Source organism: Trabulsiella odontotermitis (assembly GCF_030053895.1).
GTDB classification, from domain to species: Bacteria; Pseudomonadota; Gammaproteobacteria; order Enterobacterales; family Enterobacteriaceae; genus Trabulsiella; species Trabulsiella odontotermitis_C.
On record NZ_CP125781.1, the window covers coordinates 900,460 to 923,347 of the forward strand.

23 protein-coding genes are annotated in these 22,888 nt (G+C 53.8%); 10 read left to right on the forward strand and 13 right to left on the reverse strand.

Annotation, left to right across the window (positions count from 1 at the left end; translation table 11 throughout):
• Positions 1 to 5 precede the first annotated feature (5 nt).
• From yggU to QMG90_RS04470, 3 genes are read right to left on the reverse strand one after another with little or no spacing between them, the layout of a single operon-like run.
• Positions 6 to 296, reverse strand: coding sequence for a DUF167 family protein YggU (yggU, locus tag QMG90_RS04460; RefSeq protein WP_283282762.1), 291 nt, complete (start codon positions 294 to 296; stop codon positions 6 to 8).
• The gene (locus QMG90_RS04465; protein ID WP_283282763.1) at positions 293 to 856 is read right to left on the reverse strand and encodes a YggT family protein; all 564 of its coding nucleotides are present in this window, start codon (positions 854 to 856) and stop codon (positions 293 to 295) included. Before QMG90_RS04465 ends, yggU begins: the two co-directional genes overlap by 4 nt.
• A gap of 18 nt (positions 857 to 874) precedes the next feature.
• On the reverse strand, positions 875 to 1,579 hold the full coding sequence (locus QMG90_RS04470; RefSeq protein ID WP_283282764.1) for a YggS family pyridoxal phosphate-dependent enzyme: 705 nt from the start codon (positions 1,577 to 1,579) through the stop codon (positions 875 to 877).
• A gap of 16 nt (positions 1,580 to 1,595) precedes the next feature.
• Here QMG90_RS04470 and QMG90_RS04475 point away from each other — a divergent pair, with 16 nt between their 5' ends.
• Together QMG90_RS04475 and QMG90_RS04480 are read left to right on the forward strand one after the other, a co-directional pair.
• Positions 1,596 to 2,576, forward strand: a complete 981-nt coding sequence (locus QMG90_RS04475) for a type IV pilus twitching motility protein PilT (protein ID WP_283282765.1) — start codon at positions 1,596 to 1,598, stop codon at positions 2,574 to 2,576.
• 460 nt (positions 2,577 to 3,036) lie between these two features.
• Positions 3,037 to 3,690: a LuxR C-terminal-related transcriptional regulator gene (locus QMG90_RS04480; RefSeq protein ID WP_283282766.1), complete on the forward strand. Its 654-nt coding sequence runs from the start codon at positions 3,037 to 3,039 to the stop codon at positions 3,688 to 3,690.
• 40 nt (positions 3,691 to 3,730) lie between these two features.
• Here the strand turns inward: QMG90_RS04480 and ruvX are convergent, their stop codons facing one another.
• From ruvX to metK, 8 genes are all read right to left on the reverse strand, one after another.
• The gene (gene ruvX, locus QMG90_RS04485) at positions 3,731 to 4,147 is read right to left on the reverse strand and encodes a Holliday junction resolvase RuvX (RefSeq protein WP_283283884.1); all 417 of its coding nucleotides are present in this window, start codon (positions 4,145 to 4,147) and stop codon (positions 3,731 to 3,733) included.
• Positions 4,147 to 4,710 carry a YqgE/AlgH family protein gene (locus QMG90_RS04490; protein ID WP_283282767.1) on the reverse strand — a complete coding sequence of 188 codons (564 nt, stop codon included), beginning with the start codon at positions 4,708 to 4,710 and terminating at the stop codon, positions 4,147 to 4,149. The genes ruvX and QMG90_RS04490 overlap by 1 nt, the downstream gene beginning before the upstream one ends.
• Before the next feature lie 98 nt (positions 4,711 to 4,808).
• Complete coding sequence (gshB, locus tag QMG90_RS04495; protein ID WP_283282768.1) at positions 4,809 to 5,756, reverse strand: glutathione synthase; 948 nt, start codon at positions 5,754 to 5,756, stop codon at positions 4,809 to 4,811.
• 20 nt (positions 5,757 to 5,776) lie between these two features.
• Positions 5,777 to 6,508: a 16S rRNA (uracil(1498)-N(3))-methyltransferase gene (gene rsmE, locus QMG90_RS04500; RefSeq protein ID WP_283282769.1), complete on the reverse strand. Its 732-nt coding sequence runs from the start codon at positions 6,506 to 6,508 to the stop codon at positions 5,777 to 5,779.
• A 47-nt stretch (positions 6,509 to 6,555) separates the two neighbouring features.
• Positions 6,556 to 7,263: a deoxyribonuclease I gene (endA, locus tag QMG90_RS04505; protein ID WP_283282770.1), complete on the reverse strand. Its 708-nt coding sequence runs from the start codon at positions 7,261 to 7,263 to the stop codon at positions 6,556 to 6,558.
• Between the two features lie 94 nt (positions 7,264 to 7,357).
• The gene (locus QMG90_RS04510) at positions 7,358 to 7,855 is read right to left on the reverse strand and encodes a SprT family zinc-dependent metalloprotease (RefSeq protein WP_283282771.1); all 498 of its coding nucleotides are present in this window, start codon (positions 7,853 to 7,855) and stop codon (positions 7,358 to 7,360) included.
• Between the two features lie 75 nt (positions 7,856 to 7,930).
• Positions 7,931 to 9,325 (reverse strand): sugar porter family MFS transporter, encoded by a 1,395-nt coding sequence (locus QMG90_RS04515; RefSeq protein ID WP_283282772.1) that lies wholly within the window; start codon positions 9,323 to 9,325, stop codon positions 7,931 to 7,933.
• A gap of 391 nt (positions 9,326 to 9,716) precedes the next feature.
• Entirely contained in the window at positions 9,717 to 10,871 is a 1,155-nt protein-coding gene (gene metK, locus QMG90_RS04520) for a methionine adenosyltransferase (protein ID WP_038158165.1), read from the reverse strand.
• 465 nt (positions 10,872 to 11,336) lie between these two features.
• Between metK and QMG90_RS22520 the strand changes: the two genes are divergently transcribed.
• The 4 genes from QMG90_RS22520 to speB all read left to right on the forward strand — a co-directional run bounded on the left by QMG90_RS22520 (position 11,337) and on the right by speB (position 14,740).
• A complete protein-coding gene (locus QMG90_RS22520; protein WP_425427456.1) occupies positions 11,337 to 11,438 on the forward strand; it encodes a hypothetical protein in 102 nt (33 codons plus the stop codon).
• Positions 11,439 to 11,536: 98 nt separating this feature from the next.
• Positions 11,537 to 11,662: an acid stress response protein YqgB gene (yqgB, locus tag QMG90_RS04525; protein ID WP_283282773.1), complete on the forward strand. Its 126-nt coding sequence runs from the start codon at positions 11,537 to 11,539 to the stop codon at positions 11,660 to 11,662.
• Between the two features lie 8 nt (positions 11,663 to 11,670).
• Positions 11,671 to 13,647 carry a biosynthetic arginine decarboxylase gene (gene speA, locus QMG90_RS04530; protein WP_283282774.1) on the forward strand — a complete coding sequence of 659 codons (1,977 nt, stop codon included), beginning with the start codon at positions 11,671 to 11,673 and terminating at the stop codon, positions 13,645 to 13,647.
• Positions 13,648 to 13,819: 172 nt separating this feature from the next.
• Positions 13,820 to 14,740, forward strand: coding sequence for an agmatinase (gene speB / locus QMG90_RS04535; protein WP_038158159.1), 921 nt, complete (start codon positions 13,820 to 13,822; stop codon positions 14,738 to 14,740).
• Between the two features lie 137 nt (positions 14,741 to 14,877).
• On the opposite strand, the gene loiP is transcribed toward speB, so the two are convergent.
• The gene (gene loiP, locus QMG90_RS04540; protein WP_038158157.1) at positions 14,878 to 15,636 is read right to left on the reverse strand and encodes a metalloprotease LoiP; all 759 of its coding nucleotides are present in this window, start codon (positions 15,634 to 15,636) and stop codon (positions 14,878 to 14,880) included.
• 283 nt (positions 15,637 to 15,919) lie between these two features.
• Between loiP and tkt the strand changes: the two genes are divergently transcribed.
• The 4 genes from tkt to fbaA all read left to right on the forward strand — a co-directional run bounded on the left by tkt (position 15,920) and on the right by fbaA (position 21,635).
• On the forward strand, positions 15,920 to 17,911 hold the full coding sequence (gene tkt / locus QMG90_RS04545) for a transketolase (protein ID WP_283282775.1): 1,992 nt from the start codon (positions 15,920 to 15,922) through the stop codon (positions 17,909 to 17,911).
• A gap of 322 nt (positions 17,912 to 18,233) precedes the next feature.
• Positions 18,234 to 19,253, forward strand: coding sequence for an erythrose-4-phosphate dehydrogenase (epd, locus tag QMG90_RS04550; protein ID WP_283282776.1), 1,020 nt, complete (start codon positions 18,234 to 18,236; stop codon positions 19,251 to 19,253).
• Positions 19,254 to 19,301: 48 nt separating this feature from the next.
• Positions 19,302 to 20,465 (forward strand): phosphoglycerate kinase, encoded by a 1,164-nt coding sequence (gene pgk / locus QMG90_RS04555; RefSeq protein ID WP_283282777.1) that lies wholly within the window; start codon positions 19,302 to 19,304, stop codon positions 20,463 to 20,465.
• A 90-nt stretch (positions 20,466 to 20,555) separates the two neighbouring features.
• A complete protein-coding gene (gene fbaA / locus QMG90_RS04560; RefSeq protein ID WP_283282778.1) occupies positions 20,556 to 21,635 on the forward strand; it encodes a class II fructose-bisphosphate aldolase in 1,080 nt (359 codons plus the stop codon).
• Positions 21,636 to 21,682: 47 nt separating this feature from the next.
• Here fbaA and QMG90_RS04565 read toward each other — a convergent pair whose 3' ends face one another.
• A complete protein-coding gene (locus QMG90_RS04565; RefSeq protein WP_283282779.1) occupies positions 21,683 to 22,585 on the reverse strand; it encodes a carbamate kinase in 903 nt (300 codons plus the stop codon).
• Between the last annotated feature and the right edge of the window lie 303 nt (positions 22,586 to 22,888).

The window sequence follows — 22,888 nt, forward strand, 5'->3', positions numbered from 1 at the left end:
ATATCCTAATTTATCAGTGCCGCGACGTCAGTCGGGATGTTTTGCGGATCGACAATTTTAACTTGCTTATGACGTCCGAGTTCGCCTTTTTCAATGATGACCTGGCTTTTTGCAACCCGAAACTGTTTGGCGAGGAATTTTACCAGATGTGCGTTCGCCTGACCGTCGACAGGCGGGGCGGTGATGGCGACTTTTAACTCGTCGCCATGCACGCCCACAATGCTGTCGCGGCTGGCTTTGGGCTGAATGTACAGCCGAAGCACCAGCCCGTCGCTGCAGGGGGTGACTGCACTCAAGCCCAACCCCAGATGATCGCCAGCGGCATAGAAATGTTGGTCAGCAATTCACCAACGCCCATATTAATGACATACATCAGCAGCACGAGGATCATCGGTGAAAAGTCGATGCCACCCATGGAGGGCAGGAAGCTGCGGATAGGACGCAGCAGCGGATCGGCCAGTTGCATCAGCACATATTCCACCGGGCTGCGTCCCTGGCTGACCCAGCTCATGATCGCCATCGCCAGCAGCACCCAGAAGATCAGCGAACCCAGCGTTTTAACCAGTACCAGCAGCGCGGCAATCGCAATGGCGGCGCCGCCTACGGAAACGTACGGGCAGAAAAAGCCTTTAATGGCGCAAAGGATCAGCGCAATCAACAGCGAGGCGCTGTCAATCGGCCCCATCGATGGCAGAATGCGGCGCAGCGGCCCGACAACAGGCTGGGTGACTTTCACGATGAACTGGGAAAAGGGATTGTAAAAATCACACCGTGCCCACTGCATCCAGATACGAAGCAACAGCACCATCGTGTAAATCTGGAGAACCAGAGCTAACAAAGTGGACAAGGTAATCATGGCGTTCCTTAGTTTCCTTTATTTTTTTGTGTAATCACGCGCACCGAAAATGGCGGTGCCGATGCGTACCATTGTGCTACCTGCTGCGATGGCAGCGTCCATATCATCCGACATGCCCAGTGAGAGCGTATCGACTGTCGGGTAGCGTGTTTTTAGTTCGGCAAATGCTACTGCCATTTGTCGGGCAACGGCAAACTGCCTTTCATATTCCGCTTCCGGTGCCGGAATGGCCATCAGGCCGCGAAGCCGGATGCCCGGCAACTCGACGATCTCCGCTGCCAGCGCGTCCAGTGATGCCAGCGGGATACCAGATTTACTCTGTTCATCGCTGATATTAATCTGGATCAGCACGTTGAGTGGCGGCAGATTTGCAGGCCGCTGTTCGCTTAAGCGGGCCGCAATTTTCAGGCGATCGATGGTATGGCACCAGTCAAAATGCTCAGCGACCAGACGGCTTTTGTTGGACTGCAACGGGCCGATAAAGTGCCATTGCAGATCGCTGTGGCCTGCATCCTGAAAGTAGCGGATTTTATCCACCCCTTCCTGAACGTAGTTTTCACCAAATGCACGCTGACCTGCAGCGATAGCTTCTTCGATGGCGCTCGCAGGTTTTGTTTTACTGACTGCAAGCAACGTAACTTCTTCTGAATCACGGCCGCATCGTGCAGCCGCGGTCAGGATTTTGTCCCGGACCTGTGCCAGGTTATGCGCAATGTCGTTCATTTTTCCTGGTGGGTATATGGATATACAAGAAATCGTGGAGCTTAGTGTAAAGCATAATGTCTCGGATCTACACCTGTGCAGTAGCAGAGCACCGCGCTGGCGTCGGCAGGGGCGGCTTGAGCCCGCGCCGTTCCCTGCGCCTGATGTCGAATCGTTGCTCGCAGGCTGGCTGTCGGCGGAGCAGCGCGCGGCGTGGCAGGAGCATCAGCAGGCCGATTTCGCTGTCGCGCTGACGGATGGCAAACGCCTGCGCGCCAGTGCGTTTGTCAATACGCAGGGCGTGTCGCTGGCGCTGCGTTTGTTGCCAGGACAGTGTCCGCAACTGGCAGCGCTTGCCGTACCGCCGGCGCTGGATAATCTGCTGCATAAAGAGAGCGGGTTGATTCTGGTAACTGGCGCGACCGGCAGCGGAAAATCCACCACCCTCGCGGCGATGGTGGATCACCTCAACCACCATCTGGACGGGCATATTCTGACACTGGAAGATCCGGTGGAATTTATCCATCACAGCGAACGTTGTCTGATCCAGCAGCGGGAACTGGGATCACACTTTTTATCTTTCGCCGACGGGCTGCGTGCCGCGCTGCGTCAGGATCCCGATGTGATCCTGCTCGGCGAGTTGCGTGATCGCGAAACCATCAAACTGGCGCTGACGGCGGCGGAAACGGGGCATCTGGTGCTGGCGACACTGCACACCCGAAGCGCCGCCTCGGCGGTGGAGCGGCTGGTGGACGTTTTCCCGGTACAGGAAAAGGAGCAGGTGCGCAGTCAGCTAGCCGGGAGCCTTTGCGCGGTGCTGGCGCAAAAACTGGTGGCGGAGAAACAGGGGAGCCGGGTGGCGCTGTATGAGCTGCTGGTCAATACACCTGCCGTCGCCAATCTGATCCGCGAAGGGAAGGGGCATCAGTTGCCGGGCGTGATGCAAACCGGGCAGCAGTCCGGCATGCAGACCTTCACCCAGAGTTATCAGCAACGGGTTGCCGCAGGACGAATTTAATCGGTGAATTTGATGGTCATCAATTTCATAAATTATATTTTTATATTGAGAATTGCAGTAAATCATTATTGATATAAATATATACACACAATGAGCCTGTGTGAAACATAAAATATATTGATGTTGAAAAGACGAGGTGGTGAATCTTTCACGGTATGAGATGTTCTTTCCTTCCGGTAATATCCCGCACGTTATCGGTTTTGCAGAAAGATTACTGGTGACAGGGTAGTGAACAAATTACGAGCAACTCATTAGATTGTATTGTGATTGGTGTAAAAGAAAGCGTGATATCTTTTGACTATCCTCATACGTTCGTTCTATTCTGAGTACGGAAATAGGATGTTTCTTAGAAAATCGGGTTTAATTTTTGCTGTTCTTTTTTATAAATAGTAAAAAAATGTTTTTTTATTTTTTCTTCATTTAGCCACCATGAAGGTGATCGTAACTAAGGAGAGTTTAAATGATTGATATATCTCAGAAATCGCAGGGGGCACGACACCTGCTATTTATTACCCATCCGTCCGTGCAGGCAAATACGTTTGCTTCATACCTTTCTGATGTGCTGCAGATTTCCGTCGAAGTTCATAACATTAATAAACCCCTGACACACCGTCTGCCAAAAGGTGTGGTGGTGTTATTTGATATCGCAATATCCAACAAAAAGCTGAATGGCATCTGGCGTGATCTTATTCGTACTCAGGCTGATGCGCCCCGCCTGTTAATTATCAATAGCGCGCAGAAGTATGAGTTATACGAAATGGCGCAATGGCCTTCTCTGTATGGCGTATTCCGCCATGACGACGATGAATCACGCTTATTCGAGGGGATTCGCGCAATGTTAAATGGCGAGCAGACGGCCGAGCTGAGCGTGATGCATCCGGCGATGTATGCGGCGAATAATAGTTCTGATACCGATGATAATGTTCCGCTGACTGAACGCGAGTGCGAGATCCTCAATGAATTACGTCACGGCGCGACGAACATGGATATCGCCCGTGCCTTGTTTATCAGCGAAAATACCGTGCGCACCCATTTGTATAACGTTTTTCGTAAGTTGAGCGTGAAGAACAGAACCCAGGCGGTAAGCTGGGCGAATGAGCATTTGCGTCACTGACCGTTACGGTTGCCGGGTGCCATGGGCGCACCCGGAAGGGTTAGTAGCCCTGCTCGAAAAAGCTTTCCAGGATAATCACGGCGGAGGCGGAATCGACGCTGCCTTTGTTGAGCGCCCGGAAACCGCCGCGCTCAAACAGCCCGGATTTTGCTTCTACGGTGCTCAGACGTTCGTCATGCAGCGTGACCTGGACGCCAAAGCGGCCATGAATTTTGTTGGCGAAATTGCGTGCGCGGGCGGTCAGCGGTTGTTCTGTTCCGTCCATATTCAGGGGCAAACCGACAATCACATTATCCGGTTGCCACTCTTTCAGCAGGCGTTCAATGCTGTTCCAGTCAGGCGTACCGTCCTGCGCTTTGATCGCATTCAGTGGACGTGCGGTGCCGGTAATGCGCTGGCCTACTGCCACACCAATGCTTCTCGTTCCAAAATCAAAAGCCAGCAGTGTTCCACTCATCATGCATGCCCCGCTACGCCCGGCATGGTCAGAATATCAATGCCGATCAGTTTTGCGGCCTCGCGCCAGCGGTCAGCGATAGGTGTCCTGAACAGAATATTCAGATCTGCCGGGGCGGTCAGCCAGGCGTTGTCGAGGATCTCCTGCTCCAGTTGGCCCTTCTCCCAGGAAGAGTAACCGAGTGCCACCAGCACCTGAGACGGCTGCTCTGTGGTACCGAGCGTTTCAAGCACATCGCGGGAAGTGGTGATCACGGTATTGTCGGAAATGCGGATGCTGGAGGAGAAATCAGACGGCGGCGTATGGAGGATAAAACCACGATCTTCAGCCAGCGGACCCCCGAGCATCACCGGCTTGTCCAGGCGGACGGCGGGATCGCGTGGTTCAGGAACAATCTTCAGTTTTTCCAGAATGCCTTCAACCTGAAGATTTTCCAGCGGTTTATTGATGATAATCCCCATGGCGCCATCATCATTGTATTCACAGATATAAACAACAGAGCGACGAAAGATCGGATCCTGAAGCGCAGGCATGGCAATAAGAAAGTGGTGCTGTAAATTCATTGTCAGAGGTTCTGTGTCCTGTTTGAAAAAGCAGCACCCAGTATGCTGGATAAGCAAGGGTGCTGTCGAGCGCGGGCGGTTCCCTTCGCCCGCGTAGTTTACTTGGCCAGACGCTTTTCGATAGCATCCATCAGCATACCGGTGATGGAAATCGGAAATTCTGCTTCGATTTCGCGAATGCAGGTCGGGCTGGTGACGTTGATTTCGGTCAGGCGGTCACCAATGATATCAAGACCAACGAAGATCAGTCCTTTCGCTTTCAGCGTCGGGCCCACTTTTCGGGCAATTTCCCAGTCGCTTTCCGTCAGCGGACGCGGTTCGCCGCGACCACCGGCCGCCAGGTTGCCGCGCGTTTCGCCGCCCTGAGGAATACGCGCCAGGCAATAAGGCACTGGTTCGCCGTCAACCACCAGCACGCGCTTATCACCGTCTTTGATCGCCGGCAGATAGTTTTGTGCCATGCAGTAGCGGGTGCCCAGCTCGGTCAGGGTTTCCGCAATTACCGCGATGTTAGGGTCACCCTCTTTAACGCGGAAAATGGAAGAGCCGCCCATGCCGTCCAGCGGTTTCATGATGATGTCGCCGTGCTTCTGCCAGAAGGCTTTCAGTTGCGTTTTGCTACGAGTAACCAGCGTTTCCGGCGTCAGATCGGCAAACCAGGCGGTGTACAGTTTTTCGTTACAATCGCGCAGACTCTGCGGCTTGTTGACGATAAGCGTCCCTTTCTCTTCTGCGCGCTCTAAAATATAGGTCGCGTAGATGTATTCGGTGTCAAACGGCGGATCCTTACGCATCAGGATCACGTCGAGATCGGCGAGCGCCAGATCCTGTTCGCTGCTGAATTCGTACCACTTGTCATAGTTCTGCTCAACGCTGAACGTGCGCGTATGTGCGCGGGCTTCGCCGTTGATCAGATACAGATCGTTCATCTCCATATAATGGAGTTCATAACCACGACGCTGTGCCTCCAGCAGCATAGCGAAGCTGGAGTCTTTCTTGATGTTGATGTTCGCAATGGGATCCATCACGATGCCTAGCTTAATCATTATCGTTCTCCATTAAAGCATCAGCCCAGGTCGCCAAAACGCACTTGTAGTGCGGTAATGGCGGTGAGCGCGGTGGTTTCTGTACGCAGAACACGAGGTCCCAGCAGGATATCAGTAAACTGATAACGCGCGGTCATGGCGATTTCATCCGCCGACAGCCCGCCTTCCGGGCCAATCAGCAAACGTACGCGTTCAACCGGCAACGGCAGCGTGTTGATACTCTGGCTGGCGCGCGGGTGCAGGTTCAGTTTCAGGCTGTCGTCCTGCTCGGCGCACCAGGCTTCCAGATCCATCGCCGGGCGAATTTCCGGCACCTGGTTGCGGCCACACTGTTCACATGCCGCAATGGCGATTTTCTGCCACTGTTGGATCTTCTTATTCAGGCGTTCAGCATCCAGTTTAACGCCGCAGCGTTCAGAAAACAGTGGCGTAATGAGGCTTACACCGAGTTCTATCGATTTCTGGATAGTGAATTCCATTTTTTCACCGCGCGACATCACCTGACCTAAATGAATATGGAGCGGCGACTCGCGATCGTCCAGGGTGGCGCGTTGAACACTGACCCGGACGCTTTTTTTATCCGCCTGAATGATATCGGCATCAAACACCTGATTGCTGCCGTCGAAAAGTTGCACCTGCTGACCGGTGGTCATACGCAGCACGCGACCAACGTGGTTAGCCGCATCATCGGAAAGGGCAATCTGGCTGCCCACGGTGATACTTTCAGGGTGATAAATGCGAGGAATGCGCATAACTGTTGATATCCGGACTCTGAATTTACAATGGCCGCTAGTGTAGGTTAGCTCTTTTGCGGCTGGCAAGCGTGCTGGACGTACGGGTTATGGTTGCCCTGAATTTTTGCGATTCGCGCATCGCGCTCGCACTCCCATTCCGTGACCGGATACAGCTTCGCCCAGGCCGTGAACAACTGCGTCTGCTGGCGGGAAAGCGTGAGCTGATAGCGATCGCGCATATAGAACCACGTCCGGGCGATGCTACCGCGGGCGCGCGGTGGCGGCTCGGCGCGTTTGTTTTTAAAATCGACTTTCATGGCGCACTGGCCGTACTGACCTTCGCCGCCATTCCACTGGCTGTACATGAAGTTCCCGCGATCGCCATTCACCTCGCCCACGGCGGGCTGCAGGTTATGCATATCGCTTTCCATCTGGCGGTAGACCGGGTCTTTCGCGCAGTTTTTACGCCCGCCATCCTGCCAGCACTGACGTTGATGGCCAAACTGCCACGCAGGGACCACGTGTTCCCATTCAATGCGGCTGGCGCGGTTTTCATTTTTACGCACTTTGTAGCCACAGGAGTCGAGGTCAACGACGCCTTTCTTCCCCTGCCAGTTAATTTTACACCCGCAATAAAAGTCGCCAGGCGCATCGGCATTTACCTTGACTCCGGCGGCTTTGGCCTGCGAAAAATTATGAATGCCTGCGGCCAGAAGATGGCCTGAAAACGCTGTCGCCAGACAGGCGACAGCAAAAAACAGCGTACGGGACATCACAAACTCCGTCTTAAAGCGAGCCTGCAACGTAACGAAAGTTGTTCCGGGATGCAATCAGTTAAATCATGAAAGTTCTTGATAATTCTGGCGGTTATTCCGACATCAGCGGTTCGCCGCATTGCCTGCAGCGATAAACCGCTTCGCCACGCACCACCCGATTATGCCGCCGGACAGTGAGCTGGTGCTGCTGGCATTTGCAGCGGTAAGGGAAGGTATTGGTGCGTACTGAACCAAGCTCAAACCGGTGTGTGCGCCGGGCCGGAACGCCGAGCACATCCTCCATCATCCATTTCCACTCTTTGCCATGCGGCGAAACGCGGCCAAAGGTTTTCCATACCAGCAAGTGCGCCAGTTCATGGGGAACGACTTCGTCGATGAATTCCTGCTCGTTTTCCATCAGCAGGACGGGATTGAGGCGTATTTCGTAGGTTTCCAGCCACGCGGTACCCGCCGAGGTGCCGCGTTGATGGTACACCAGTTTCGGCTCCGGATAATTGCGGCCAAGTTTCAGGTTGGCCTGGGCCAGTTTATCGCGCAGACAGCGCATAACGGCCTGCTGAGTTGCGATAGGGATACGCTGGGTTTTCATAACGCCAGAGAATAATTCGATGCAGGGGGGAGTGCAATAAGAAGCTTCCCCCCGAAAGGGAGGAAGCCAGGGAGGTTAGTCGTGCGCGCCAATTTCACGTAAAGGACGACCGCGCATCAGGTTGCGCTCGATGTGTTCCAGCGACACGTGTTTGGTTTCCGGCACCAGCCACAGCGTCAGGACAATGAACAGCAGGTTCAGGCCGCCGTACACCCAGAAGGTATTGGCGTTGCCGAGTGAATTGAGCATCGTCAGGAAGGTCGCGCCGACAATCATGTTGGCGATCCAGTTGGTGGCGGTGGAACAGGTGATACCAAAATCACGGCCTTTCAGCGGCTGGATCTCAGAACACAACACCCAAATCAGCGGACCGGCGCTCATCGCAAAACCAATGATGAACATCAACAACATCGCCACGGCAAAGTATTGCGCGGTGGTGGAATGAATGCCGACATGCATCATCGTACCAAGTACGCCCATACCTGCCGCCATCACCAGGAAGCCGAGGATCAGCGTGGGTTTACGGCCCCAGCGGTCAACAAGACCGATCGCTATAAAGGTCGCCAGCACGTTAGTCAGGCCGACAATCACCGTGCCCCACATCTGCTCATTCGTATTAGTGTATCCCGCCAGCTCAAAGATTTTTGGCGCGTAGTACATGATGACGTTCATCCCGGTGAACTGTTGCATCACCTGCAACAATACGCCGAGGAATACCGCGCGACGGAAGTTGCTGTTCTCTTTGAACAGCGCCCAGCCGGTCTGTTTAATCTTCAGGCTTTCACGGATCTCTTCCAGCTCGTTGCGCGCTTCGGCGCTGGTGTCACGAAGGCGTAACAGCACCCGCTCGGCATCATGGAAGCGCCGTTTCGCCGCAAACCAGCGCGGGCTATCCGGCAGGAAGAAGACGCCGATCAGCAGCAGGATTGCCGGGATGATAATCACGCCGAGCATCCAACGCCAGGCACCGCTGTAGCTGAAGGCGGTATCGGACAGATAGGCGCCGAGGATCCCGATGGTGATCATCAACTGGTACATCGAAATCATGCTGCCGCGGATTTTTTCCGGCGCGATTTCAGAGAGATAAAGCGGTGCGGTGTAAGATGCAACGCCAACGGCCAGACCCAGCAGAACGCGGGAAAGGATCAGTACTTCTACGTTTGGCGCCGCGGCTGAAAACAGCGAACCCGCCACAAACAGGATCGCGCCAATCATCAGGCTCTTCTTACGCCCGAGTCGATAAGAGAGCCAGCCGCTGCCGACGGCGCCGACGGCAGCGCCAAACATCATTGAACTGACCACCCACTCTTGCGTGTGCGCGGTGATCTGGAACTCATCGGTGATGAAGGGCAACGCCCCCGCGATGACACCAATATCAAGGCCAAACAGTAATCCCGCCAGGGCTGCGAGAAAACAGACAAAAAACGTCATCGCCTTGTTAGAACGCCCCTGTTTCTGATTGCCAGGCATTATGCCCTCCGATTGAATTATCAGTTTTGTCGATTTTAAGGGTAGGCCAGGATGACGGTTGATAGTGTGATATGCATCACAATGGTGTAATCGGTTACATCGTAATGCATGAAGTGATTATAAAAATAGATAAATAAATCAGTGATGTATAATGTATCCAGAGCGCAGAAAATCCCATTTTTCAGAGTTAACTGAAAAAGAGTGTAACAACGCAATGAAAGTGTTGAGAAAGGAATAAAAGCGAGAATGACCGGTTACAGCGTATGGTGTAATCGTTTTCACTATTATCAGCGAAACGGTAAACGAAACGATGAGAGCGGCACGTATTTAATAATAGCAGCAATAAAAAAAGCCAGCATAACGCTGGCCTTTTACGCATAAAGCAGGTGAATTATTTCAGACCGGCAGCGTCACGCAGCAGCGCAGCTTTGTCAGTTTTTTCCCATGGGAAATGTTCACGACCAAAGTGACCATACGCCGCAGTTTCTTTGTAGATCGGGTGCAGCAGATCCAGCATCTGGATCAGGCCGTACGGACGCAGATCGAAGAATTCGCGTACCAGCAGTGTCAGTTGCTCGCTCGGCACTTTCTCAGTACCAAAAGTTTCCACCATGATGGAGGTCGGCTCTGCCACGCCGATGGCGTAGGACACCTGAATTTCACAACGGTCCGCCAGACCCGCCGCCACGATGTTTTTCGCGACATAACGCGCCGCGTACGCCGCAGAACGGTCAACTTTAGACGGATCTTTACCGGAGAACGCGCCACCGCCGTGACGTGCCATGCCGCCGTAGGTATCAACAATGATTTTACGACCGGTCAGACCGCAGTCTCCCATCGGGCCGCCGATAACAAAACGGCCAGTCGGGTTGATGAAGAATTTGGTCGACGCATTCAGCCACTCTGCCGGCAGTACCGGTTTGATGATCTCTTCCATCACCGCTTCCTGCAGCGATTTCTGATCGATATTTTCTGCGTGCTGAGTGGACAGCACCACCGCATCGATACCGGCGATTTTGCCGTCATCATACTGGAAAGTGACCTGACTTTTCGCATCCGGGCGCAGCCATGGCAGGGTGCCGTTTTTACGTACTTCAGCCTGACGCTGCACGAGACGGTGAGCATAAGTGATTGGCGCTGGCATCAGCACGTCGGTTTCGTTGGTGGCGTAGCCAAACATCAGGCCCTGGTCACCCGCACCCTGTTCCAGCGGATCCGCACGGTCAACGCCCTGGTTGATGTCCGGAGATTGTTTACCAATCGCGCTCAGAACCGCGCAGGAATTGGCGTCAAAGCCCATATCGGAATGCACATAGCCAATTTCGCGGACGGTGTTACGGGTGATCTCTTCGATATCAACCCATGCGCTGGTAGTGATTTCACCACCGACCAGCACCATGCCGGTTTTGACGTAGGTTTCACAGGCAACGCGTGCTTTCGGATCCTGCTCGAGGATCGCGTCCAGGACGGCGTCGGAGATTTGGTCAGCAATTTTGTCTGGATGCCCTTCAGATACGGACTCGGACGTAAAGAGGTGTTTTGCCATGTTTTATTTCACCTAAGGAGAGTACGTTAAGCTCAAACTTTTGTATCCGTTAACTTTTCTGGATGATTCCGCTAGCACTGCGGGAAATAGTCACAAGAAGTCTGAGTGTTAATCAGTATAGATGGATTAACATCTGGATGGCTATTTTAGGTGATTTATTCATCGGATTGCCAGTTTTTTTTGATGCAGGTCGCAATCGATGATGAAAACGCGCTGGAAATTTTTCCTGACAGCGGTGGCAGAGTGTGCATTTTTATTTTGCATTTTGCCCCGGTTATCGGTATAAAACGCCGCGCGCGGCTTATGCAAAAAAGCGCACGGTGAAAATCATCGTGATGCCACTTCCAGCCGGGTTAAGCAGTGAACTATTAGCTTTGGCTTGTCGCTGGCCTCAGAGGGTTAGCGTGGAGGTGATACAAAAGAATGAACCGTCGTTTTCCGCTGAATCAGTCATGCCGTTCTGGCATGCGCTTAATTCCCGCAACCTGCATCTCTAATTTGCAAACCTGCCGATGTTCTACCCATCTCGGCGCTTCTCAGGATTCCAGGGCCGGTAAGGCATTGTGAAGTCTGAACAAGGGCGCTCTTGTTCCGACAAGAGTTTTCTCGTGGTTTCTCCGGATAGTCATAATTAGTCCGGATCTGTGTTTTACAATGATATGAACATGAAACCGGTCGCACGGCCGCAGACTCAGCACGCTGTGCTGGGTAAACGCGCCGTTTATGGGTTGTTATCGCAATATTACGCTGCGATAGTAGTCAACTGTTTTACACTTAATAAGACAATTTGAGGTTCGCTATGTCTGACGACATTTCTATGGTTTCGCCTTCGTCAGCAGGCGAACAGGGTGTACTACGTTCCATGCAGGAGGTTGCGATGAGCTCCCAGGAAGCCAGCAAGATGCTACGTACTTACAACATTGCCTGGTGGGGCAATAACTATTACGACGTCAACGAACTGGGACACATCACCGTCTGCCCGGATCCTGATGTGCCGCAGGCGCGCGTTGATCTCGCCGAACTGGTGAAAGCCCGCGAAGCGCAAGGGCAACGTCTGCCTGCACTGTTCTGCTTCCCGCAGATCCTGCAACACCGTCTGCGCTCGATTAACGCCGCGTTCAAACGCGCGCGCGAATCCTACGGTTACCACGGCGACTACTTTCTGGTTTACCCGATCAAGGTGAATCAGCATCGCCGCGTTATTGAGTCGCTGATCCACTCCGGTGAACCGCTGGGTCTGGAAGCGGGCTCAAAAGCGGAACTGATGGCGGTACTGGCGCATGCCGGGATGACCCGCAGCGTGATCGTCTGTAACGGTTATAAAGACCGTGAATATATTCGTCTCGCGCTGGTTGGCGAAAAGATGGGGCACAAGGTCTATCTGGTCATCGAAAAGATGTCCGAAATTGCTATCGTGCTGGAAGAAGCCGAGCGTCTGAACGTGGTGCCGCGCCTTGGCGTGCGTGCGCGTCTGGCCTCGCAGGGTTCCGGTAAATGGCAGTCTTCCGGTGGTGAAAAATCCAAATTCGGCCTGGCGGCGACGCAGGTGCTGCAACTGGTGGAGATCCTGCGTGACGCGGGGCATCTGGAAAGTCTGCAGCTGCTGCATTTCCACCTCGGCTCGCAGATGGCGAACATTCGCGATATCGCGACTGGCGTACGTGAATCCGCACGTTTCTACGTGGAACTGCATAAGCTGGGCGTCAATATTCAGTGTTTTGACGTCGGCGGCGGTCTGGGCGTGGATTACGAAGGGACCCGTTCGCAGTCTGACTGCTCGGTGAACTACGGCCTGAATGAATACGCCAACAACATCATCTGGGCGATTGGCGATGCTTGTGAAGAGAATGGCCTGCCGCACCCGACGGTGATCACCGAATCCGGTCGCGCGGTGACCGCGCACCACACGGTGCTGGTTTCGAATATTATTGGCGTTGAGCGCAACGAATATACCGTGCCTGCCGCACCGGAAGCGGATGCCGCCCGCGCGCTGCAAAGTATGTGGGAAACCTGGCAGGAGATGCACGAACCGGGCAACCGTCGCTCGCTGCGTGAATGGCTGCACGACAGCCAGATGGACCTGCACGATATCCACGTCGGTTATTCTTCCGGCACCTTCAGTCTGCAGGAACGCGCCTGGGCAGAGCAACTGTATCTGAACATGTGCCACGAAGTGCAGAAGCAGCTCGACCCGAGCAACCGCGCGCATCGCCCGATCATCGATGAACTGCAGGAACGTATGGCGGATAAGATTTACGTCAACTTCTCGCTGTTCCAGTCAATGCCGGATGCCTGGGGTATCGATCAACTGTTCCCGGTGCTGCCGCTGGAAGGGCTGCATCACGCACCGGAACGCCGTGCGGTGCTACTGGATATCACCTGTGACTCTGACGGTGCTATCGATCATTACGTCGATGGCGACGGGATCGCCACCACCATGCCGATGCCGCCGTACGATCCGGAAAACCCGCCGATGCTGGGCTTCTTTATGGTCGGCGCTTATCAGGAGATCCTCGGCAACATGCACAATCTGTTCGGTGATACCGAAGCGGTTGACGTGTTTGTTTTCCCGGACGGTAGCGTGGAAGTTGAGCTGTCTGACGAAGGGGATACAGTGGCGGATATGCTGCAGTACGTGCAGCTTGATCCCAACACTTTGCTAACGCAGTTCCGTGATCAGGTAAAAAACACCGATCTCGATGCCGCGCTGCAGCAGCAATTCCTCGAAGAGTTTGAAGCGGGTCTGTACGGCTATACTTATCTGGAAGACGAGTAACGGTTGATGCCCGGTGGCGCTGCGCTTACCGGGCCTGCGGATCTTACTTGAACCCGTACAAAATAACGGCGATAATTCGCTCTATAAGCAGTAACCCAAATCAATCCCTTCCTCGTCGGGCCTAACGACGCGGAGGGGATTTTTTTTACCGACTTTAGAAGAGGTCATAGCCATGAGTACCTTAGGAAATCAGTACGACAACTCTCTGGTATCTAACGCGTTTGGTTTTTTACGCCTTCCGCTGAATTTCCAGCCGTATGACAGTGACGCTGACTGGGTTATCACCGGCGTACCGTTTGATATGGCGACCTCTGGTCGTGCGGGTGGCCGTCACGGTCCGGCGGCAATCCGTCAGGTTTCTACCAACCTGGCCTGGGAACACAACCGCTTCCCGTGGAACTTCGATATGCGTGAGCGCCTGAACGTCGTGGACTGCGGTGATCTGGTTTACGCCTTTGGTGATGCCCGTGAAATGAGTGAAAAACTGCAGGCGCACGCGGAAAAACTGCTGGCGGCCGGTAAGCGCATGCTTTCTTTCGGCGGCGACCACTTTGTGACTCTGCCGCTGCTGCGCGCTCATGCGAAACACTTCGGCAAAATGGCGCTGGTGCATTTCGATGCGCATACCGATACCTACGCCAATGGCTGCGAGTTTGACCACGGCACCATGTTCTTCACCGCGCCGAACGAAGGGCTGATCGATCCGAATCATTCCGTGCAGATCGGCATCCGTACCGAATTCGATAAAGACAATGGTTTCACCGTGCTTGATGCCGGTCAGGTTAACGACCGCACTGTGGACGACATCATCGCGCAGGTGAAACAGATCGTCGGCGATATGCCGGTGTACCTGACCTTTGACATCGACTGTCTGGATCCGGCGTTTGCGCCGGGTACCGGGACGCCGGTGATCGGCGGTCTGACGTCCGATCGCGCCATCAAACTGGTGCGTGGCCTGAAAGATCTGAACATTGTGGGAATGGACGTTGTAGAAGTGGCGCCAGCCTACGATCAGTCTGAAATTACTGCGCTGGCGGCAGCAACGCTGGCGCTGGAAATGCTATATATCCAGGCAGCGAAAAAAGGCGAGTAATCGGACTATTTTACTCGCCATTTTGAACCCGGGCAGTGCTCGCCATCCTCACGTACTACGTGTACGCTCCGGTGGCTGTGCGCTGTCCGGGCTCAAACTGGCTTCGCCAATAACGTCCGATGCCATTAGATATGTGATTATTTAATCCCGTCCGCCTTCATACGGTCGCGCACGTGTTGTGCACGCTCGGCAGAGGCCGGGTGGTCGTCAAACATTGAGCTCTGGCGACCGGCATCCAGTTTCGCCAGTTTTTCGAAACTGGTGGCAAGACCCGTCGGGTTGATATTGCGCTTACGCAGCAGATCGTAAGAGTAGTCATCCGCTTCGGCTTCCTGGCGCTGAGAGAACTGTGAGTTCACCAGTTTCTCGCCAAGGTCGCCCAACTGCGACTGTGACAAACTCCCCACGACGCCACCGGTTGAGGCGGCCGCGACACGCAGGGCGTTAGTCCCCAGCGCAACCTGCATACCTTTTTTCACGTGACCCAGTGCAACGTGTCCCATTTCATGGCCGATAACCGCTTCGACTTCGTTATCGTTCATCATGTCCATCAGACCGCTGTAGACGCGGATACAGCCGTTTGCCATCGCAAAGGCGTTCACGTCTTTGGTCACATAAACTTTGTAGTTTACTGGCTGACCATTAATGTTGTCGCCAAGTGCCGCGGCAATCTTGTTGAGGCGTTTGGTGTATTCGCTGCTGGCAGGGGCGATGGTGGCTTTGCTGTCCAGTTCTTTACAGGACTGGTCACTTAAGGTTTTGACCTGTTCATCAGTGAGTGAATATGCCTGAAAAGCTTCCGCACCGGAGCTTAACAATCCGTTTGAATCCATGTTCTGGCAACCGGTTAGCGCGGTTGCGATCCCTAAGGCGAGTAATGCTGAGCGTATTTTCATCGGTTTATCTTCCGCACGGTGTAGTCATATCAATCTGAAAATTGGTCCGCAGACAGACAATGCGGATCGTGCTGGAAGTATAAAGAAAATAACGACAATGGCGTAAGCAGATTGCGCAACATGCGAGCATGATCCAGAGATTTCTGAAGCGGCAAAAGGATGCTCCATATACATGCTTTGTCGCTTGGGTTACATTGTTCACACTTTTTTCCGGCGTAGCCCAAAACGCGCTGTCGTCAAGTCGTTTCGGGCATGGCCTTCAACAGTCCGATCTGGAGTCAAAATGTCCTCACGTAAAGAGCTTGCCAATGCTATTCGTGCGCTAAGCATGGACGCAGTACAGAAAGCGAAATCCGGTCACCCCGGTGCCCCGATGGGTATGGCTGACATTGCCGAAGTCCTGTGGCGTGATTTCCTGAACCATAACCCGCAGAATCCGTCCTGGGCAGACCGTGACCGTTTCGTGCTGTCTAACGGCCACGGCTCCATGCTGATTTACAGCCTGCTGCACCTCACCGGCTACGACCTGCCGATGGAAGAGCTGAAAAACTTCCGTCAGCTGCATTCAAAAACCCCGGGCCACCCGGAAGTGGGTTACACCGCCGGGGTCGAAACCACCACCGGCCCGCTGGGTCAGGGCATTGCGAATGCGGTGGGTATGGCGATTGCCGAGAAAACTCTGGCAGCACAGTTCAACCGTCCGGGTCATGACATCGTTGACCACTTCACCTATGCCTTTATGGGCGACGGCTGCATGATGGAAGGTATCTCCCACGAAGTGTGCTCCCTGGCGGGCACCCTGAAACTGGGCAAACTGGTGGCGTTCTATGACGATAACGGCATCTCCATTGACGGTCACGTGGAAGGCTGGTTCACCGACGACACCGCGAAACGCTTTGAAGCCTATGGCTGGCATGTGGTGCGCGGCGTGGACGGTCACGATGCCGCCGCCATTAAACGTGCAGTGGAAGAAGCCCGTGCGGTGACGGACAAACCGTCGCTGCTGATGTGCAAAACCATCATCGGTTTCGGTTCTCCGAACAAGGCCGGTACGCACGATTCTCACGGTGCGCCGCTGGGTGATGCGGAAGTGGCCGCCACCCGCGAACAGCTGGGCTGGAAATACGCGCCGTTTGAAATCCCGTCTGAAATCTATGCACAGTGGGATGCAAAAGAAGCCGGACAGGCGAAAGAGTCGGCCTGGAACGACAAATTTGCTGCTTATGCGAAAGCCTTCCCGCAGGAAGCCGCTGAGTTCACCCGCCGTATGAAGGGTGATATGCCGGCAGACTTCGCGGCGAAAGCGCAGGCGTGGATTGAAAGCCTGCAGGCGAATCCGGCGAAAATCGCCAGCCGTAAGGCGTCGCAGAACGCGATTGAAGCCTTCGGACCGTGGCTGCCGGAGTTCCTCGGCGGCTCCGCGGACCTGGCGCCATCCAACCTGACCCTGTGGTCCGGTTCGAAAGCCATCAATGAAGACGCGGCAGGCAACTACATTCACTACGGCGTGCGCGAATTCGGTATGACCGCCATTGCCAACGGCATTGCGCTGCACGGCGGTTTCCTGCCGTACACCTCCACCTTCCTGATGTTTGTGGAATACGCACGTAACGCGGTGCGCATGGCGGCGCTGATGAAACAGCGTCAGGTGATGGTCTACACCCACGACTCCATCGGTCTGGGCGAAGACGGCCCGACCCACCAGCCGGTTGAGCAGATGGCATCCCTGCGCGTGACGCCGAACATGAGCCTGTGGCGTCCGTGCGACCAGGTGGAATCGGCGGTGGCGTGGAAATACGGCGTGGAGCGTCATGACGGCCCGACTGCGCTGATTCTGTCCCGCCAGAACCTGGCGCAGCAGGCGCGTACCGCGAAACAACTGGCGGATATCGCCCGTGGCGGTTATGTGCTGAAAGACTGCGCCGGTCAGCCGGAACTTATCTTCATTGCCACCGGCTCAGAAGTGGAGCTGGCGGTTGCCGCGTGGGAAAAACTGGCTGCGGAAGGGGTGAAGGCGCGCGTGGTTTCCATGCCGTCCACCGACGCGTTCGACAAACAGGATGCGGCCTACCGTGAATCCGTGCTGCCGAAAGCGGTCAGCGCCCGCGTGGCGGTGGAAGCGGGTATCGCGGATTACTGGTACAAGTACACCGGGCTGAACGGTGCTATCGTCGGGATGACCACCTTCGGTGAGTCGGCTCCGGCTGAGAAACTGTTCGAAGAGTTCGGCTTTACCGTCGACAACGTCGTTGCTAAAGCAAAAGCGTTGCTGTAATCACGTAAAAGCTGAAAACGGGTCGCTCAGGCGGCCCGTTTTTTTACCGCCGGGAAACAAAACGGATAATTCCTGGTAGTGGAATAACTAAACCACGTAAACCGCTTTAAAATGTGACGCAGGTCAGATAACTGGTTTCTCTCTCTGGACAATCATTCCTTTTATTCCCCGTTTCGCTTATTCTAGCTGAAACGCTTCAGTCGATTAAATGTTCGACAAATAATCAATCAGTCGCAGTTTGTGACAGGCGAGGTTCCCCTTAGCGCGTTGCTGCATTACTCTGTCAGCCACCTCAAATCAGGGAAAGTCTCGCAGGAGATCTATGACCGTACGCGTAGCGATTAATGGCTTCGGTCGCATCGGACGCAACGTGGTTCGCGCTTTATATGAATCCGGGCGTCGTGCGGAAATCACCGTGGTGGCAATCAATGAACTGGCAGATGCTACGGGCATCGCGCATTTATTGAAATATGACACCAGCCATGGCCGTTTTGCCTGGGATGTTCGCCAGGAGCGGGAACAGCTGTATGTCGGTGAAGATGTGATCCGTCTCCTCCATGAGCGCAGCATTGACGCGCTCCCCTGGCGGGAACTGGGCGTTGATGTGGTGCTTGACTGCACCGGTGTGTACGGCAATCGTGAACATGGCGAAGCGCATCTCGCCGCAGGCGCGAAGAAAGTGCTTTTTTCACACCCTGGCAGTAATGATCTGGACGCGACCATCGTCTATGGCGTTAACCAGCACGAACTCCTCGCCGAGCACCGCATTGTCTCCAACGCATCCTGTACCACGAACTGCATCATCCCCGTCATTAAACTGTTAGATGATGCGTACGGAATAGAGTCGGGCACGGTAACGACGATCCATTCTGCGATGCATGATCAGCAGGTGATCGACGCTTATCATCCGGACTTACGCCGTACCCGTGCCGCGAGCCAGTCGATTATTCCAGTGGATACGAAACTGGCAGCGGGGATCACGCGTATTTTCCCGCAATTCAACGATCGCTTCGAGGCGATTGCGGTGCGCGTCCCGACGATAAATGTGACGGCGATCGATCTTAGCGTCACGGTGAAGAAACCGGTAAAAGCTTGTGAAGTCAACAGGTTGCTGCAAAAAGCAGCACAGGATGCATTTCATGGTATAGTTGACTATACGGAATTGCCGTTGGTCTCCACCGATTTTAACCACGATCCGCACAGCGCCATTGTTGATGGCACTCAAACGCGAGTCAGTGGCGCGCATCTGATCAAAACGCTGGTCTGGTGTGATAACGAATGGGGCTTTGCTAACCGGATGCTCGACACCACGTTAGCAATGGCCGCGAAAGGTTTCAGGTAAAGCGCGTGTGCGCTTGCAAAACTTTAAGAATCAACGAGAGGACTCACCATGTCTGTAATTAAGATGACCGATCTGGATCTGGCAGGTAAACGCGTTTTTATCCGTGCGGATCTGAACGTACCGGTTAAAGATGGGAAAGTGACCAGTGACGCGCGTATTCGTGCTTCTCTGCCGACCATCGAACTGGCACTGAAACAGGGTGCAAAAGTGATGGTAACCTCCCACCTGGGTCGTCCGACCGAAGGCGAGTACAACGAAGAATTCTCTCTGCTGCCGGTTGTTAATTACCTGAAAGACAAACTGTCCAGCCCGGTACGTCTGGTGAAAGACTACCTGGACGGCGTTGAAGTGGCGGCAGGTGAGCTGGTTGTTCTGGAAAACGTTCGCTTTAACAAAGGCGAGAAGAAAGACGACGAAGCGCTGTCTAAGAAATACGCTGCGCTGTGCGACGTGTTCGTGATGGACGCGTTCGGTACAGCACACCGTGCGCAGGCATCCACTCACGGTATCGGCAAATTCGCTGACGTCGCGTGTGCGGGTCCGCTGCTGGCCGCTGAACTGGATGCGCTGGGTAAAGCGCTGAAAGAACCAGCTCGCCCGATGGTTGCTATCGTTGGTGGTTCTAAAGTTTCTACCAAACTGACCGTACTGGATTCTCTGTCAAAAATCGCTGACCAACTGATCGTCGGCGGCGGTATCGCCAACACCTTCGTCGCGGCACAGGGCCACAACGTGGGCAAATCCCTGTACGAAGCGGATCTGGTTGACGAAGCTAAACGCCTGCTGTCTACCTGTGATATCCCGGTTCCGACTGACGTTCGTGTAGCGACCGAATTCTCCGAAACCGCGAGCGCAACGCTGAAATCGGTTAACGACATTAAAGATGACGAGCAGATTCTGGACCTGGGCGACGTTTCTGCACAGAAACTGGCTGACATTCTGAAAAATGCCAAAACCATTCTGTGGAATGGCCCGGTTGGGGTGTTTGAATTCCCGAACTTCCGTAAAGGCACCGAAATCGTGGCTAACGCGATTGCCGACAGCGAAGGCTTCTCTATCGCAGGCGGCGGCGACACCCTGGCGGCTATCGACCTGTTCGGTATTTCCGACAAGATCTCCTACATCTCTACTGGCGGCGGCGCATTCCTTGAATTCGTCGAAGGCAAAGTACTGCCGGCAGTTGCGATGCTCGAAGAGCGCGCGAAGAAGTAAGACATTCAAGGGCAGGGAAACCTGCCCGTTTATTAGCGCGCTTTACAGCACGCACCCTTTTCACAGGCCGAAGATACAGGACTACGTAACATGTCTAAAATTTTTGATTTCGTAAAACCTGGCGTGATCACTGGTGATGACGTCCAGAAAGTGTTCCAGGTAGCTAAAGAAAACAACTTTGCGCTGCCCGCTGTTAACTGCGTGGGTACTGACTCCATTAACGCCGTTCTGGAAACTGCAGCAAAAGTTAAAGCACCGGTTATCGTTCAGTTCTCTAACGGCGGCGCGGCATTCATCGCCGGTAAAGGCGTGAAAACTGACGTTCCTCAGGGCGCTGCCATTCTGGGTGCTATCTCTGGTGCGCATCACGTTCACCAGATGGCTGAGCACTACGGTGTTCCGGTTATCCTGCATACTGACCACTGCGCGAAGAAACTGCTGCCGTGGATCGACGGTCTGCTGGACGCCGGTGAAAAACACTTCGCGGCAACCGGTAAGCCGCTGTTCTCTTCCCACATGATCGACCTGTCCGAAGAGTCTCTGCACGAAAACATCGAGATCTGCTCTAAATACCTGACTCGCATGTCCAAAATCGGTATGACCCTGGAAATCGAACTGGGTTGCACCGGTGGTGAAGAAGACGGCGTGGACAACAGCCACATGGACGCTTCTGCGCTGTACACTCAGCCGGAAGACGTTGATTATGCTTACACTGAGCTCAGCAAAATCAGCCCGCGTTTCACTATCGCAGCATCCTTCGGTAACGTACACGGCGTGTACAAGCCGGGTAACGTGGTACTGACCCCGACTATTCTGCGTGATTCTCAGGAATACGTTTCTAAGAAACACAACCTGCCGCACAACAGCCTGAACTTCGTCTTCCACGGCGGTTCCGGTTCTTCTGCTCAGGAAATCAAAGACTCTGTAAGCTACGGTGTAGTAAAAATGAACATCGATACCGATACCCAATGGGCGACCTGGGAAGGTATTCTGAACTATTACAAAACCAACGAAGCATATCTGCAGGGCCAACTGGGTAACCCGAAAGGCGAAGACCAGCCGAACAAGAAATACTACGATCCGCGCGTATGGCTGCGTGCTGCACAGACCAGCATGATTACGCGTCTGGAGCAGGCATTCAAAGAACTGAACGCGATCAACGTTCTGTAATTTATGCCTGATGGTAATGGAATGGCTTCCCGAGGGAAGCCATTTTTTTAGCGAATGCAGGTGCCTTTTTCGCCGGTCAGCACGTAAGGTGCATCTTTTAGCGCGCCGATAAATGCTGGTTTTCCTGTCTGTTTCACAAACTCGATCACTGCCGCCGCTTTTGGCCCCATTGCGCCGTCCGGGGCGGCGAATGGCGCCAGCTCTTCAACGGTGGCATGACGAATCGCCCGCGCCTGCGGCGTACCCCAGTCCTGATAAACGGCGTCGGCGTCGGTCAGAATCAGCAAATAATCCGCATCAATAGATTGCGCCAGCACTGCTGCGGTTAAATCTTTATCAATCACCGCTTCAATTCCTTTAAAACCGCTCTGTTGCGCCACCACCGGAATACCACCGCCACCGCAGCAAATCACCAGATGCCCGGCTTCCATCAGAGTCTTGATAGCATCAGAATCGAGAATTTTAAGCGGCGTCGGAGAGGGAACTACGCGGCGAACATACTCGCCATCGGCTTTCATCTGCCAGCCGTGTTGCCGCTCCAGCGCGGCTTTCTGATCAGCAGGATACACCGGGCCGATATATTTCCCTGGCGCAGAAAAAGCAATATCCTGCGGATCCACTTCCACTCGGGTGAGCAACGTGGTGACTGGCGGTACATCCGCGTACTGCGATAACCCTTCGGAGATGGCAAAGCCAATCATGCCCTGACTTTCGGCGACCAACACATCCAGCGGCCAGGCCGGTGATCCTTTATATGCCGCGTTCTGTAATGCCAGTAATCCCACCTGCGGTCCGTTACCGTGCACGATAACCAGTTGATAATCCCGCGCCAGCCCGGAGACCATGCTGGCAAAGAGCTCAATGCTGCGCTGTTGGTTTTCTGCGCTTAACGTTTCTCCACGCTGAAGTAATGCGTTGCCGCCGAGGGCAATAACCAGTTTCTTTTTCATCGTCGCCTCAAAAATATCAAAAGTATTTCGCTGATAAAATAATATTCGCAGTGTTTTTATTTGTGATTTATGCGGCAACTTAAATACCATCAAAAATAACTCAGTAATTATTCGGATTGGATGGCGGTTTATTTAAAATTATTTAAATATGATTGTTAGATATTTTTTAATAATGACGCCCTGTATCCGCAGAAATTTATAACAATGAATTTAGTGTGACTTTGCTCAAATGAATTGAAGTTCATGGCCGATAAGTTAAAGACAGTTTAAACATCAATCCCTGTAAACAGGGGCGTTAATACG